Origin of the sequence: Burkholderia sp. AU16482 (assembly GCF_002223285.1) — a bacterium.
Lineage (GTDB): Bacteria > Pseudomonadota > Gammaproteobacteria > Burkholderiales > Burkholderiaceae > Burkholderia > Burkholderia semiarida.
The window spans coordinates 787,169-802,317 of the sequence record NZ_NKEY01000004.1; the positions used below are offsets into that span (position 1 = coordinate 787,169).

General features: G+C 67.1%; 13 protein-coding genes. 12 read left to right on the forward strand and 1 reads right to left on the reverse strand.

Annotation, left to right across the window (positions count from 1 at the left end; translation table 11 throughout):
• Window positions 1–18 precede the first annotated feature (18 nt).
• From CFB35_RS15335 to CFB35_RS15360, 5 genes are all read left to right on the forward strand, one after another.
• Window positions 19–915, forward strand: a complete 897-nt coding sequence (locus tag CFB35_RS15335; RefSeq protein ID WP_059585388.1) for an SPOR domain-containing protein — start codon at window positions 19–21, stop codon at window positions 913–915.
• A 70-nt stretch (window positions 916–985) separates the two neighbouring features.
• Window positions 986–1,624: a thiol:disulfide interchange protein DsbA/DsbL gene (locus CFB35_RS15340; protein WP_011694426.1), complete on the forward strand. Its 639-nt coding sequence runs from the start codon at window positions 986–988 to the stop codon at window positions 1,622–1,624.
• Window positions 1,625–1,643: 19 nt separating this feature from the next.
• Window positions 1,644–2,417, forward strand: a complete 774-nt coding sequence (locus tag CFB35_RS15345; RefSeq protein ID WP_059585389.1) for an SDR family oxidoreductase — start codon at window positions 1,644–1,646, stop codon at window positions 2,415–2,417.
• Window positions 2,418–2,837: 420 nt separating this feature from the next.
• The gene (locus CFB35_RS15355) at window positions 2,838–4,433 is read left to right on the forward strand and encodes an ABC transporter substrate-binding protein (RefSeq protein ID WP_059585391.1); all 1,596 of its coding nucleotides are present in this window, start codon (window positions 2,838–2,840) and stop codon (window positions 4,431–4,433) included.
• 192 nt (window positions 4,434–4,625) lie between these two features.
• The gene (locus CFB35_RS15360; protein ID WP_059585392.1) at window positions 4,626–6,269 is read left to right on the forward strand and encodes an ABC-F family ATP-binding cassette domain-containing protein; all 1,644 of its coding nucleotides are present in this window, start codon (window positions 4,626–4,628) and stop codon (window positions 6,267–6,269) included.
• A gap of 16 nt (window positions 6,270–6,285) precedes the next feature.
• On the opposite strand, the gene CFB35_RS15365 is transcribed toward CFB35_RS15360, so the two are convergent.
• Window positions 6,286–7,365 (reverse strand): MBL fold metallo-hydrolase, encoded by a 1,080-nt coding sequence (locus CFB35_RS15365; protein WP_059585393.1) that lies wholly within the window; start codon window positions 7,363–7,365, stop codon window positions 6,286–6,288.
• A gap of 303 nt (window positions 7,366–7,668) precedes the next feature.
• On the opposite strand from CFB35_RS15365, the gene aceK reads away from it, so the two are divergent.
• From aceK to CFB35_RS15405, 7 genes are all read left to right on the forward strand, one after another.
• On the forward strand, window positions 7,669–9,486 hold the full coding sequence (gene aceK, locus CFB35_RS15375; RefSeq protein ID WP_059585394.1) for a bifunctional isocitrate dehydrogenase kinase/phosphatase: 1,818 nt from the start codon (window positions 7,669–7,671) through the stop codon (window positions 9,484–9,486).
• A 55-nt stretch (window positions 9,487–9,541) separates the two neighbouring features.
• A complete protein-coding gene (gene can, locus CFB35_RS15380) occupies window positions 9,542–10,312 on the forward strand; it encodes a carbonate dehydratase (RefSeq protein ID WP_059585395.1) in 771 nt (256 codons plus the stop codon).
• A gap of 102 nt (window positions 10,313–10,414) precedes the next feature.
• Window positions 10,415–11,092 (forward strand): SDR family oxidoreductase, encoded by a 678-nt coding sequence (locus CFB35_RS15385; protein WP_059585396.1) that lies wholly within the window; start codon window positions 10,415–10,417, stop codon window positions 11,090–11,092.
• A 39-nt stretch (window positions 11,093–11,131) separates the two neighbouring features.
• Window positions 11,132–11,569 (forward strand): YchJ family protein, encoded by a 438-nt coding sequence (locus tag CFB35_RS15390; RefSeq protein WP_059585397.1) that lies wholly within the window; start codon window positions 11,132–11,134, stop codon window positions 11,567–11,569.
• Between the two features lie 106 nt (window positions 11,570–11,675).
• Entirely contained in the window at window positions 11,676–12,947 is a 1,272-nt protein-coding gene (locus CFB35_RS15395) for a dienelactone hydrolase family protein (protein ID WP_059585398.1), read from the forward strand.
• 148 nt (window positions 12,948–13,095) lie between these two features.
• Window positions 13,096–13,485 (forward strand): helix-turn-helix domain-containing protein, encoded by a 390-nt coding sequence (locus CFB35_RS15400; protein WP_226094041.1) that lies wholly within the window; start codon window positions 13,096–13,098, stop codon window positions 13,483–13,485.
• The gene (locus CFB35_RS15405; protein WP_059585399.1) at window positions 13,485–14,834 is read left to right on the forward strand and encodes a type II toxin-antitoxin system HipA family toxin; all 1,350 of its coding nucleotides are present in this window, start codon (window positions 13,485–13,487) and stop codon (window positions 14,832–14,834) included. Before CFB35_RS15400 ends, CFB35_RS15405 begins: the two co-directional genes overlap by 1 nt.
• The last annotated feature ends 315 nt before the right edge of the window (window positions 14,835–15,149 follow it).

Consider the following 15,149-nt stretch of genomic DNA (forward strand, 5'->3'; position numbering starts at 1 on the left):
TTGCAGGTGACTCAAGCAATGGCACAACCACGCCGAACTTCGAAGCAATCGAAACAAGCCGGAGGGACATTTCTTGGAATCGTACTGGGCCTGATCGTCGGCCTCGCGATCGCCGTGGTGGTGGCGCTCTACATCACGCGTTCGCCGTCGCCGTTCGTGTCGAAGGTCGCGCCGCCGCAGGCCGACAACGGCGCGAGCCAGCCGCAGCAGTTCGACCCGAACCGTGCGCTGCAGGGCAAGACGCCCGGCCAGCCGGTGCCGCAGGCCGCGCAATCCGCACCGCCGAACACCGCGCCCGGCCAGGCCGCGAACCAGACTCAGGGCGGCGGCCTGCTGCCCGAGCCGCAGATCGTCGAAGTGCCGCCGTCGGGCAACGCGAACGGCGCCACCGGCTCGAGCAACGCCACCGCGTCGAACAATCCGTCGTCGGGCAACGGCGTCGCCGTCGCACCGAAGCCGGCCGACACCACGCCGCCGCCGAAGAAGACGCAACAGGCGCAGCAACAGCAGCAAGGCGGCGAGGACGACCTCGCGCGCTTCGCCGCGCAGAAGCAGGCGCAGCAGGCCGCCGCGCAAAAGCAGCAGCAACAGCAGCAGGCCGCGAACACGCCGAAGCCGACGTCGTCGGCCGCCGCCGCGGCGGCAGCGGCGAAGCCGCCGACCGCGAACGACGCGAACACCGGCTACTTCCTGCAGGTCGGCGCGTACAAGACGGAAGGCGATGCCGAACAGCAGCGTGCGCGCCTCGGCTTCCAGGGCTTCGAGTCGAAGGTGTCGAAGCGCGACGTCAGCGGCGTGACCTATTTCCGCGTGCGCGTCGGCCCATTCTCGAAGTTCGAGGATATGAACTCGGCCCGTCAGCGCCTGTCCGATGCAGGTGTCGACACGGCGGTGATCCGCTTCACGAAGCAGTAAGCCACCCGGCCGCGCCCACGCAGAACCCGTTACGTTCCGTAACCCGAGCAACCGATTCGACGTTCACAACATGAAAAAACTGCTTAGCACGCTCCTTCTGTCCCTGGGCCTGGCCGCCGGCCTCGCCCAGGCTTCGCCCGCCGCGCCGGCCGCCGGCAAGGACTTCGAGGTGATGAAGTCGCCGCAGCCGGTGTCGGCGCCGGCCGGCAAGGTCGAGGTGATCGAGTTCTTCTGGTACGGCTGCCCGCACTGCTACGAATTCGAGCCGACGATCGAGGCCTGGGTGAAGAAGCAGGGCAACAACATCGACTTCAAGCGCGTGCCGGTCGCCTTCCGTGACGATTTCCTCCCGCACTCGAAGCTGTTCTACGCGGTGTCCGCGCTCGGCATTTCCGAGAAGGTCACGCCGGCGATCTTCAACGCGATCCACAAGCAGAAGAACTACCTGCTGACGCCGCAGGCGCAGGCCGACTTCCTGGCGACGCAGGGCGTCGACAAGAAGAAGTTCATGGACGCGTACAACTCGTTCAGCGTGCAGGGCGAGGTGAACCAGTCGGCCAAGCTGCTGAAGGACTACGCGATCGACGGCGTGCCGACGGTCGTCGTCCAGGGCAAGTACAAGACGGGCCCCGCTTACACGAACAGCATCCCGGGTACCGCCCAGGTGCTCGACTTCCTCGTGAAGCAGGTTCAGGACAAGAAGCTCTGATCCCCGCCCGCGCGCCGGCATGACTACTCCGCTGAAGGTCTTCATCACCGGCGCGTCGAGCGGCCTCGGCCTCGCGATGGCCGAGGAATACGCCCGCCAGGGCGCCACGCTCGCGCTCGTCGCGCGCCGCACCGATGCACTCGATGCGTTCGCGCGGCGGTTCCCGAAGCTGTCCATCTCCGTCTATTCCGCCGACGTGCGCGACGCCGATGCGCTGGCCACCGCCGCCGCGTCGTTCATCGCCGCGCACGGCTGCCCCGACGTCGTGATCGCGAACGCGGGCATCAGCCAGGGCGCCGTCACGGGCCAGGGCGACCTCGCGACGTTCCGCGACGTGATGGACATCAACTACTACGGGATGGTCGCGACGTTCGAGCCGTTCGTCGGCCCGATGACGGCCGCGCGCCACGGCACGCTGGTCGGCGTCGCGAGCGTCGCCGGCGTGCGCGGGCTGCCCGGCTCCGGCGCGTACAGCGCGTCGAAATCGGCCGCGATCAAGTATCTCGAATCGCTGCGCGTCGAGTTGCGCCCGGCCGGCGTCGGCGTCGTGACGATCGCGCCCGGCTACATTCGCACGCCGATGACCGCGCACAACCCGTACCGGATGCCGTTCCTGATGGACGCCGACCGCTTCGCCGCGCGCGCGGCGCGGGCGATCGCCCGGCAGCACGCGTTCCGCGTGATTCCGTGGCAGATGGGCGTCGTCGCGAAGGTGCTGCACGTGCTGCCGCGCTGGCTGTACGACCGCCTGTTCGAGAAGGCGCCGCGCAAGCCGAAGGCCGGCGCGCACTAAGTGCGCCGTGGATCCGGCGAGCGCCTCGCCGGGTCGCTGTCGGGCCTTGGCCCGGTCTGCCTCGCCATACCGCGCGAATCCGCGCGGGCCTCTACCTTCGTGTCGCGCCACATACCGCGCACCGCTGCCGCGATCCTGTCCGTTCCGTCGCTCGCGCCGCGCATTCGCATTCGCATTCGCAGCCGCCCGCCTCGCCCCTCGCCTTCCGCGCCGCGCTCGCCCTCTCCGCACGGCCGCATCAACACCCGTTCCGTCGCCATCGCAGCCGTTTTTCGGTCAATTCGTCGCGTTCCGGCGCCTTTTTCCACGCGTCGCGCGCTTTGACGGTATCCTATTCGCCAGCCGCGCCGGCCCTGCCCGCTGCCGGGCCGCGCCCGCCTCCGTCATCCAGCGAAAAACACAAGCAACGTGGGAGATCCTATGCACGTCAAGCTATTCGCCGCGGCCGCCGTGGCCGCGGCCCTTGCCGCTCCCGGCCTCGCCGCCGCCAAGCCGCTCACCGTCTGCACGGAATCGAGCCCGGACGGCTTCGACGTCGTGCAGTACAACTCGCTCGTCACGACCAACGCGTCGGCCGACGTGATCTTCAACACGCTCGTGTCCTACGACGAAGCCGCGAAGAAGGTCGTGCCCGCGCTCGCGGACAAATGGGAAGCAAGCGCCGACGGCCTCACGTACACGTTCCACCTGCGCCCGAACGTCGCGTTCCAGACCACCGACTACTTCAAGCCGGGCCGCCCGCTGAACGCCGACGACGTCGTGTTCACGTTCACGCGGATGCTCGACGATGCGAATCCGTGGCACAAGGTGGCCGGCGCGAGCGGCTTCCCGCATGCGCAGTCGATGGGCCTCGTGAAGCTCGTGAAATCGGTGACGAAGGTCGACGACAGCACGGTGAAGTTCGTGCTGAACGAGCCGAACGCGACGTTCGTGCCGATCCTGACGATGGGCTTCGCGTCGATCTACTCGGCCGAGTACGCGGACCAGTTGCTCAAGGCCGGCAAGCAGGCCGACCTGAACGCGAAGCCGGTCGGCACCGGCCCGTTCGTGCTGAAGAGCTATACGAAGGACGCACTGATCCGCTACGACGTGAACCCGACCTACTGGGGCGCGAAGCCGAAGGTCGATCGATTGATCTACGCGATCACGCCCGATGCATCGGTGCGCATGCAGAAGGTGAAGGCCGGCGAATGCCAGATCGCGCTGTCGCCGAAGCCGCAAGACGTGCTCGCCGCGAAGGGCGACAGCGCGCTGAAGGTCGTGCAGACGCCTGCGTTCATGACCGCGTTCGTCGCGCTGAACACGCAGAAGAAGCCGCTCGACAACGACAAGGTGCGCGAGGCGCTGAATCTCGCGTTCGACCGCGCGACCTACCTGAAGGTCGTGTTCGACAACACCGCGACGGCCGCGAACAATCCGTATCCGCCGAACACGTGGAGCTACGCGAAGGACATCGCGCCGTATGCGTACGATCCCGCGAAGGCGAAGCAGCTGCTCGCGCAGGCCGGCTTCCCGAACGGCTTCTCGACGACGATCTGGACGCGCCCGACCGGCAGCGTGCTGAACCCGAATCCGAAAGCCGGCGCCGAACTGCTGCAGGCCGACCTCGCGAAGATCGGCGTGAAAGCGGAAGTGAAAGTGATCGAATGGGGCGAACTGATCAAGCAGGCGAAGCTCGGCCAGCATGACATGCTGTTCATGGGCTGGGCCGGCGACAACGGCGATCCGGACAACTACCTGTCGCCGCTGTTCAGCTGCAACGCGGTGAAGTCGGGCATCAACTTCGCGCGCTTCTGCGATGCGCAGCTCGACAAGCTGATCGCCGACGGCAAGGCGACCGCCGACCAGGCCAAGCGCGCGAAGCTGTACGAAAGCGCGCAGAAGATCATCCACGACCAGGCGCTGTGGATTCCGCTCGGCTACCCGACCGCGGCCGCGCTGACGCGCACGAACGTGAGCGGCTATCACGTGAGTCCGTTCGGACGGCAGAACTTCGCGACGGTCGCGGTGCAGTAACCTCGCGTGGCGCGCAAGCGACGGCGCACATGCCGCTCGCTTGCGGCCCGCGCGCCGCGCTTGCTACACTGCGCGCTCATTCCTCATACCGGACGCCGGCCAAAGTGAACAACTAAGCCTTCCCGAAATGTTTTCGCCGCCCGTGCCACGCACGCCGCGCGCGAAGGTCTTCACGCATTTTTGGAGGTGCTTATGGCTGCAGCCACGCCCACCGGCGCGCTCGTCGCGCTTCATCACGTTTCCTTCCGCTTCGACGACGGCGTCACGCTGTTCGATTCGCTCGACCTGTCCATCGATCGCACGCCGACCGGCATCGTCGGCCGCAACGGCGTCGGCAAGAGCGTGCTCGCGCAACTGATCGCGGGCCGCCGCGCGCCGAGTGCGGGGACGGTCGAGCGACATGCGCAGGTCGTCTACGTCGCGCAGCAGCACGACCACGACGCCACGGCCGCCCCGCGATCCGTCGCGCAGATCGCCGCGCTCGATGCGCCGCTCGGCGCGCTCGCGCGTCTCGCGGACGGCCGCGCGGCGCCGCACGACTTCGACCTGATCGGCGATCGCTGGGATCTCGCGGAGCGGCTGCGCGCGGCGCTCGACGCGGCCGGCCTGCACGATGTCCGCGCCGACACGCCCGCGCACACGTTGAGCGGCGGCCAGCTCGCGCGCGTCGCGTTGATCGGCGCGCTGCTGTCCGGCGCCGGCCTGCTCGTGCTCGACGAACCGACCAATCATCTCGACGCACCGGGCCGCGCGTGGCTGCGCACGGCGCTCGACGGCTGGCGCGGCGGCGTGGTCATCGTGAGCCACGACCGTGCGCTGCTCGCCGGCGTGCAGCGCATCGTCGAGCTGACGCCGCACGGCGCGCGCTCGTACGGCGGCAACTACGCGCTCTACCGTGCGCAGCGCGACGCGCAACAGGAAGCCGCGCACGCGGCGCTCGACCATGTGCGCAGCGAGCGCGAGCGCGTGCGGCGCAGGCTCGAACAGGAACACGACACGATCCAGCGCCATGCGGCCGCGTCGCTGCGCGACGCGAAGACGGCCAACCTGTCGTCGATGGCGCGCCAGCGCCGCAAGGGCGCCGCGCGCGCCATCATGGGGACGGTCCGGCGTCATCAGAGCGACTTCAAGGCGACGCTCGACACGCGCGTGCAGGAAGCGGCCGCGCGCGTCGAGACCGACGCGCCCGTACTGGTGTCGCTGCCGGGCACGGAGGTCAGCGCGCGCCGCCAGCTGTTCACGCTCGAACGCGCGCAACTGCCGTGGCGCGTCGCGGGCGACGCCGACGCGATCACGTGGTCGGCCAGCGGCGCCGTGCGCATCGCGCTGACGGGCCCGAACGGCTGCGGCAAGTCGACGTTGCTGAGGATGCTCGCGGGCGAGCTGGCGCCGCGCTCAGGCACTTGCACGACGCACGTGAGCGCCGCGTATCTCGACCAGCGGCTCGCACTGCTCGACCCGGAGCGCTCGATCGTCGAGCAACTCGGGCTGCTCGATACGCCGCTCGCCGAAGGCGACCTGCGCAGCCGTCTCGCGCTGCTGCAGCTCGACGCGACACGTGCGACGCAACCGGCGCGGCAACTGAGCGGCGGCGAACGGTTGAAGGCCGCGCTCGCGTGCGCGTTGTGGCGCGGCACGCCCGCGCAACTGCTGCTGCTCGACGAGCCGACCAATCACCTCGATCTCGAATCGGTGCGTGCGATCGAAGCCGCGCTGGCGGGTTTCCCGGGCGCGCTCGTGGTCGCGTCGCACGACGCCGCGTTTCTCGCGGCGCTCGAACCGACGCACACGATGCAGTGGCATCCCGACGGATGGCGTTACGAACCCGTCGCGTAACGATGACGAAGCGCGCTCAGCTGGCGGCGCGGAACCGCAGCACGCCGTCGTCACCCTGCTCGCGCACGAGTTCGCCCGCGAGCCACAGCAGGTTCAGATGCGCGAGCGCTTCGCCGAGCGCGAACGTCATCTGGTGGATGTCGAGCTCCCGGCGGCGGAACATGATCGGCACGATGTCGGCCGCGCTCATCGGCTTTTCCGCGCACGCGACGCGCACTTCGGCCAGGCGCGCATCGTGGTGTTCGCGCAGTTGCGCGATGCGCGTGCGCACGCCGCGGAACGGCTTGCCGTGCGACGGCAGCACGAGCGTGTCGGGCGACATCGTCTCGTAGCGGCCGAGCGATTCCAGGTACAGCGCGAGCGGGTTCGCTTCGGGCTCGAGGTCGAACACCGACACGTTCGTCGAGATGCGCGGCAGCACCATGTCGCCGGAAATCAGCACGCCGTCGGCTTCGCTGTGGAGCGCGCAATGTTCAGGCGAATGGCCGTAGCCGGTGACGACGCGCCACGTGCGCGCGCCGATCGTCACCGCGTCGCCTTCGCGCAGGCGCCGGTAACGCGGCGGCACGGCCGGCACCAGATCCGAGTAGTAGCTGCGGCGGTTGCGCAGCTTGTCGAGCGCGGCCGGATCGGTCAGGCCGTGGCGCGCGAAGTGATCAGCGGCGGCCGCGCCGCCCGCGTTCGACCCGTTGCCGGCCGCCATCAGGCAACCGAACAGGTATTCGCCGAGCGTCATCCACAGCCGCACGTTCCAGCGGCCCTTGTCGCCGCCTTCGCACAGCCAGTTCGCGAGGCCGAAGTGATCGGGGTGACAGTGCGTGACGAGCACGCGCAGCACGGGCAGGCCGTCGAGCTGCGTGTCGAAGATGTGCTCCCAGTGCGTGCGGATCGCGTCCGACGCGATCCCGCAATCGACGACCGTCCAGCCGGCCTGCCCGTCGATCTCGTCGCGCAGCAGCCAGAGATTGATGTGATCGAGCGAGAACGGCAGCGGCATGCGCAGCCAGCGCACGCCGGGCGCGACCTCGAACGTGTCGCCCGCGGCGGGCAGCGTATCGGCGAAGGGGTAGTCGAGTTGGTGTTCCAGGGCATTCATCGGTGGGGCGTCTCGTCGTTATCGGTGCGAAGGCGCGCCGGCGGCACGGCGCGGCGGGCGGTGCGTCGATTCTATCGCCGTCGCGCGAAACACGTGCCCGGCCCCTGCCGACGCGCCAAAAAAAGTTCGTGTCAGAATCGGTTCCGTACCCGTATCTTTACGCGAAGATGCGTCGAACGGCGCCCAACGGCGACCAACACGCCGATAGACGACCATTCGCGCATCACCGCGAAAGTCATTGAAACGCCGACTTGGGCGCTAAAATGGCGAGTGCTTACAGCCCCTTGAACGAGCCTGCACGCGATGAATCACTTCCCCAAACTGCTGTCGTCGCAGATCGGTTTCGACGTCGCGCAAACGATGCTCGAATACTTCGATCGCCATTACCGGATCTTCCGCGAAGCGGCGGTCGATGCGAAGACGCTGTTCGAGCGCGGCGACTGGCACGGGCTGCAGCGGCTCGCGCGCGAGCGGATCACGTCGTACGACGATCGCGTGAAGGAATGCGTCGAGGTGCTGGAAGACGAATACGACGCGGAGAACATCGACGACGAAGTGTGGCAGCAGATCAAGCTGCACTACATCGGCCTGCTCACGTCGCACCGCCAGCCGGAGTGCGCGGAAACCTTCTTCAATTCGGTGTGCTGCAAGATCCTGCACCGCTCGTATTTCAGCAACGATTTCATCTTCGTGCGCCCGGCGATCTCGACCGAGTATCTGGAGAACGACGAGCCGGCCGCGAAACCGACGTACCGCGCGTACTATCCGGGCACCGACGGGCTCGCGGCCACGCTCGAGCGCATCGTCACGAATTTCCAGCTCGAGCCGGCGTTCGAGGATCTCACGCGCGACATCGGCTGCGTGATGCAGGCGATCGACGATGAATTCGGCCACTTCGACGAAGCGCCGAATTTCCAGATCCACGTGCTGTCGTCGCTGTTCTTCCGCAACAAGAGCGCGTACATCGTCGGCCGCATCATCAACGCCGACCGCGTGCTGCCGTTCGCGGTGCCGATCCGCCACGTGCGCCCGGGCGTGCTCGCGCTCGATACCGTGCTGCTGCGCCGCGAGCAGCTGCAGATCATCTTCAGCTTCTCGCATTCGTACTTCCTCGTCGACATGGGCGTGCCGTCCGCGTACGTGGAGTTCCTCTGCACGATCATGCCGGGCAAGCCGAAGGCCGAGATCTACACGTCGGTCGGGCTGCAGAAGCAGGGCAAGAACCTGTTCTACCGCGACCTGCTGCACCATCTGTCGCATTCGAGCGACCGCTTCATCATCGCGCCCGGGATCAAGGGCCTCGTGATGCTCGTGTTCACGCTGCCGTCGTTCCCGTACGTGTTCAAGATCATCAAGGATCAATTCCCGCCGCCGAAGGAAACGACGCGCGCGCAGATCATGGAGAAGTACCAGCTCGTGAAGCGCCACGACCGCCTCGGGCGAATGGCCGACACGCTCGAGTATTCGAGCGTCGCGCTGCCGCTCGCGCGGCTCGATCATGCGCTCGTGCGTGAACTCGAGAAGGAAGTGCCGTCGCTGCTCGAGTACGAGGACGACAAGCTCGTGATCAAGCACCTGTACATCGAGCGCCGGATGACGCCGCTGAACCTGTACCTGCAGAACGGCAGCGACGCGGACGTCGAGCATGGCGTGAAGGAATACGGCAACGCGGTGAAGGAGCTGATGAAGGCGAACATCTTCCCCGGCGACATGCTGTACAAGAACTTCGGCGTCACGCGCCACGGCCGCGTCGTGTTCTACGACTACGACGAGATCGAGTACCTGACCGACTGCAACGTGCGGCGCGTGCCGCCGCCGCGCAACGAGGAAGACGAGCTGTCCGGCGAACCGTGGTATACCGTCGGCCCGCACGACATCTTTCCGGAGACCTACGGGCCGTTCCTGCTCGGCGACCCGCGCGTGCGCAGCGTCTTCATGAAGCATCACGCGGACTTTTTCGATCCGGCGCTGTGGCAGGCGAGCAAGGACAAGCTGATGCAGGGCGAATTGCCCGATTTTTATCCGTACGATGCGGCCCTGCGCTTTAGCGTGCGCTACCCTGCGCGCTTCGGCGCGACGGGCCTCGACGACGGCGCGGGCGACGCACAGCGCGCCGCCTGACGCCGGCAACACCGAATCCGATATCGACCGATTTCCGCCAACGGAAGCCACACCGATGACTACTCAAGACAATCCGCTTTCACATCTGTTCGACAACAACGATGCCTGGGTCAAGCGCCAGCTCGCCGACGATCCCGATTTCTTCGCACGACTCGCCGACCAGCAGGCGCCGGAATATCTGTGGATCGGCTGCTCGGATTCGCGCGTGCCGGCGAACCAGATCATCGGCCTGCCGCCGGGCGAAGTGTTCGTGCACCGCAACATCGCGAACGTGGTCGTGCACAGCGATCTGAACTGCCTGTCGGTGATCCAGTTCGCGGTCGACATCCTGCGCGTCAAGCACATCATGGTCGTCGGCCACTACGGCTGCTCGGGCGTGAACGCGGCGCTGCACAACCGCCGTGTCGGCCTCGCGGACAACTGGCTGCATCACGTGCAGGACGTACGCGAGCGCCATGCGGCGCTGCTCGACGAATGGCCGGTCGGCGAAGCGCGTTACCGTCGCCTGATCGAGCTGAATGCGATCGAACAGGTCGTCAACGTGTGCCGCACGACGATCGTCAACGACGCGTGGGCGCGCGGCCAGTCGCTCACCGTGCACGGGCTCGTGTACGGCGTGCATGACGGCCGGATGCGCAACCTCGGGATGGCCGTGTCGAACTTCGACGCGCTCGACTCGACTTACCGGCGCTGCGTGGCCGCGCTCACCGCCGGCGGCGAGCATGCGCCGGACAACGACATGGTCGCGGCGGACGCCGCCCGGCTCGAAAGCGTCGCGCAGGCGGTCGCCGCGACGCTCAAGCCGTGCGACGACGCGCAGCAGTAACGCGCCAGCCGCCGGGCGGCGGCTGCGACGCGGCCGCGGCACGCGTCGAACGGATCTGACAACGGCACTGCCTCGGTGGCGCCACCGCAAGGAGCGACAGGCATGAAAACCGTATTGATCGTCGGCGCATCGCGCGGCCTCGGCCGCGAATTCGTCCGGCAATACCGGCGCGACGGCTGGAACGTGATCGCCACCGCGCGCGACGCGGCGTCGCTCGATGCGCTGCGCGCGCTCGGCGCGCAGCCGCATGCGCTCGACATCGCGCAGCCCGAGCAGATCGCGGCGCTCGGCTGGAAGCTCGACGGCGAGCGGCTCGATGCGGCCGTGCTCGTGTCCGGCGTGTACGGGCCGCGCACCGAGGGCGTCGAGACGATCACCGCCGAGGATTTCGACGCGGTGATGCACACGAACGTGCGCGGGCCGATGCAGCTGCTGCCGATCCTGCTGCCGCTCGTCGAGGACGCGCGCGGCGTGCTGGCCGTCGTGTCGAGCCGGATGGGCAGCATCGCCGAGGCGACCGGCACGACCGGCTGGCTGTACCGCGCGAGCAAGGCCGCGCTGAACGACGCGCTGCGCATCGCTTCGCTGCAGACGCGCCATGCCGCGTGCATTTCGCTGCATCCCGGCTGGGTGCGCACCGACATGGGCGGCGCGCAGGCCGCGATCGACCCGGAAACGAGCGTGACCGGCATGCGTCGCGTGATCGCCGAATCGGGTTCCGACGTGTCCCAGGCGAACGGCCGGTTCTTCCAGTACGACGGCGTCGAGCTGAGCTGGTGAGCGGCACCGGCAACCGATCGTTGTTAATTCACATTTCGCATGATTTTGAACCGACCTGACGCGTGCCCGTGCGGCGGCGCGTCTCCCGCGCCCGCCCGCAAAGCCCCGGCGCCGCGCTACGCGGCCTGCTGCGGCCGTTTCATCGACGGCGGCGAGGCCGCCGCCACCGCACTCGAATTGATGCGTTCGCGGTATAGCGCGTACGTGCTCGGCGCGACCGATTACCTGCGCGCGACGTGGGCCGCGCGCACCTGCCCGCCCGATCTCGACACCGACCCGGAAGCACCGGACGCGCCGCGCTGGCTCGGCCTCGCGGTCAAACGCCACGTGCCGCTCGACGAGCGGCACGCGGAGGTCGAATTCGTGGCGCGCTACAAGGTTGGCGGGCGCGCTTACCGGCTCCACGAGACGAGTCGTTTCGAGCGCGACGAGCACGGTTTCTGGCGCTATGTCGACGGCGAAGTAAGTGAACGCTGACAAATAGTTGCCATGTCAGACGCCGGGTAATTCCCGCATTGCACAACCTGATTTTGTCGGGCTACGATGGCCTCGGATTGGTCATGTTGCGTGGCAGGGCTTACGGATGGCGTTCAGCAAGGTATTGGTGGGATGGATGGCGGCCTGTGCGCTGTCGGCCGCTCAGGCCGGTACGCTGCCGGGCGCCGCTACGGGGGCGGGCGCCAGCGGATCGCTCGCGCACGCCGAGCGCTTCGACTACGCCGACGCGAACCTGCCGCAGGTCGCCGCCGACCTCAACGAACAGATCCTGCGCATTCCGGCCGATGCTTCGGGCGCCGTCACGCTCGAGGCGACGCTCTTCAAGCCGAACGGCCCCGGCCCGTTCCCGCTCGTCGTCTTCAACCACGGTAAAAATACCGGCGATCTCCATCTGCAGCCGCGCAGCCGGCCGCTCGCGTTCGCGCGCGAATTCGTGCGGCGCGGCTATGCGGTGATCGCGCCGAATCGCCAGGGCTTCGCCGGTTCGGACGGCACGTACCGGCAGGAAGGCTGCAACGTCGGCAAGAACGGGCTCGCGCAGGCCGCCGACGTCGACGCGACGGTGCGCTACATGTCGCGCCAGCCGTACGTCGATGCGTCGCGCATCGTCGTCGCCGGCACGTCGCATGGCGGGCTCGTGTCGGTCGCATACGGCACCGAAGCGGCAGCCGGCGTGCGCGGCATCATCAACTTCTCCGGCGGGCTGCGCCAGGACCTGTGCGACGGCTGGCAGCGCAACCTCGTCGACGCGTTCGACCAATACGGCGCGCATACGGCCGTGCGGTCGCTGTGGCTGTACGGCGACAACGATTCGGTATGGACGCCCGCGCTCGTCGCGCAGATGCACGATGCGTACGTGTCGCACGGCACGCAAGCCCGCTTCATCGATTTCGGCCGCTACAAGGACGACGCGCACCGGCTGATCGTCGATCGCGACGGCGTGCCCGTGTGGTGGCCGGCCGTGAACGCATTCCTCGCCGAACTGAACCTGCCGACCGCGGTGCGCTATGCGGTCGCGAACCCGCACGAGCCGAAGGCCAGCGGCTATGCGTCGATCGATGCGGTCAACGCGGTGCCGTACGTCGACGAAGCCGGCCGCGAAGGCTACCGCCGCTTCCTGAGCCAGCATCCGAGCCGCGCGTTCGCGGTGTCGTCGGAAGGCGCGTGGTCGTGGGCCGAAGGCGGCGACGACCCGATGGCGCTCGCGCTCGACAACTGCGCGAAGCAGGGCGCGGGCGCGTGCCGGCTGTACGCGGTCAACGACCGCGTCGTGTGGAACGCGAGCCCGACGCAGACGGCCGACAACGGCGACGATCACATCCGCGACACCGATACGCGCGCGCTGGCTTCGCGCTGACGCGCGGCTGTCGTTCTTCCCGCCTCGCACGCCCAGTCCTTTCAAGGTCATCGCGGCACGCCCCCGCCTGCTCGTCAAATCGAGCACTCACCGCGTAATGCTCGTTTTTACGCGCAATCGGCTTGAATTCGAGCTGGCATGATCTATCATGATCGTTATTTCGATCATAATCGACTTAACGATCGATTTTACGAGCATGAAGGTCAATCAAGCTGCGGCCGCCAGCCCCACCGTTCTCGCGGAAGCCGCGCGTGTCGGAAAAGCGCTCGCCCGTCTGCGCATCTCGCGGCGCATCCAGCAGAGCGAGGCGGCCACCCGGGCCGGGCTTTCACGCAATACCGCCTATCGCATCGAGAAAGGCGATCCTGGCGTCGCGCTGGGACAGTGGCTGCGGTATCTCGACGCGATTGCACCGGAAACGACCCTGCTGGAACTGCTCTCCGGAACAGACCCGTCGCTCAAGGCACAGGCGGCCCGCGAACGCAGTCGACGCGTACGATCTCTCACGGACAACGAACTCAAGGATCTTGATTTCTGATGGTCGCCGTCGTCAAAAGACTCGCCGTGTTTGCCTATCTCGACGATGACTGGGCACCCGCGGGCCTGCTTCAAATGACCGAAGACGGTGCGGATCTACAGGCATCGAGCTTCGCGTACGGGTTGCGCTATATCGATCGGCCCAACGCCATCGAAATCGACCCGGTGAGCCTGAGTCTGGCGAGAAAGAACGAGACACGCGGCAAGATGAACTTCCCGGCGGGCGGGTTGACGCAGTTCGGCGGGATTCGCGACGCCGCGCCCGATGCATGGGGACGGCGTGTCATCGAAGCCAAACTCAAAGTCCGGGCCAACACACTGCCCGAATCCACCTATCTCCTCCACGCGGGCAGTCAGCGGATTGGTGCGCTCGATATCCGGGCGAATCTGGACACCCCTCCAGGCCCGCAAGCCGGCAATGGCCTGCACAGGCTCGAATATCTGATCGATTCGGCAGCGCGCATCGAGGAAGGCGAGCCCGTGCCGGCCGAACTCGAAGCCATCTTCGTACAGGGCAGCGGTCTCGGCGGCGCCCGGCCAAAGGCTACGGTGCGGGACGAAAACGGCGTGCTTTGGCTGGCCAAATTCCCGAGTCGTAGCGACCGGCTGAACGTGACGGTCATCGAAGAGGCCACGCTTCGTCTTGCGGCCCTGTGCGGCATTCGGGTCCCACCTACCCGCATCGTCGACGTCGGCGGCCGACAAGTCATGTTGATCCGCCGATTCGACCGGTACTGGACTCACCCCGAATTCGACGCCCTTCGAGGGGACGACGCGCTCTATCTGCCTCCCCGTGCCGGGGCAACCGAGCGAAGAGTGCCCTTCGCGAGCGCATTGACGCTGGTCGGCTATTCCGAGATGGAATCGATGGAGAAAAGTTATCAGGACGTGGCTCACGCGATCCGGCAGCACGGGCACGTGGACGCAATTCGAGCCGACAACCGGGAACTGTTCAAGCGGATGGTCTTTAACATCCTCGTGAGCAACGACGATGACCATTTGCGCAACCACGGATTCATTCGCGACCCGCGTCTCCCCGGCTGGCGTCTCAGCCCGTTATACGACGTTCTGCCCCGGCCGAGCAGTGCACACGAGCGCTATCTCCACCTCGGCATCGGCCCGCAGGGGCGGCTCGCCACCCTGGATAACGCGTTCAATGCCCGGGATGCATTCGGCCTTTCGAAATCGGACGCCGGACTCGCGATTGCTGAAGTCTGGCAACCGACACGCGAATGGAAGACGTGTTTCGAAGAGCATGGCGTGCCTGACAAGGAAGTCGACAAGATTGCGCCGGCGTTCCGTCACATCGACCACGTGGCCGACGCGGCACTTCGCAAAGCATTGCCCTGAACCTGCCCGCTCGATTTCGCTCAATGGTCCGGCATTGCACCACCCGGTCGATCGACCCTGCGCGCAGCAAGTTCGCCCCTTGTCGCCGCCAACACCGCACCATCATCCTTCCCCATATTTCGCCACCCGGCCGCCCCCCGCCCCCGCCCCGCGATTTTTTTCTGTCGGGGGGTGTCACTCGACCGTCGTCATCTGCGTGCATTTCGGCCGATCCGCCGCGTTCCGTTCCGAGCAACCCCGAACTGCGCCGAACTCCCGCCCAGCAAGGCTGTGCGGCGTTTGTAACCGCTAGTGCAACGTCCGGCGGAACACGCT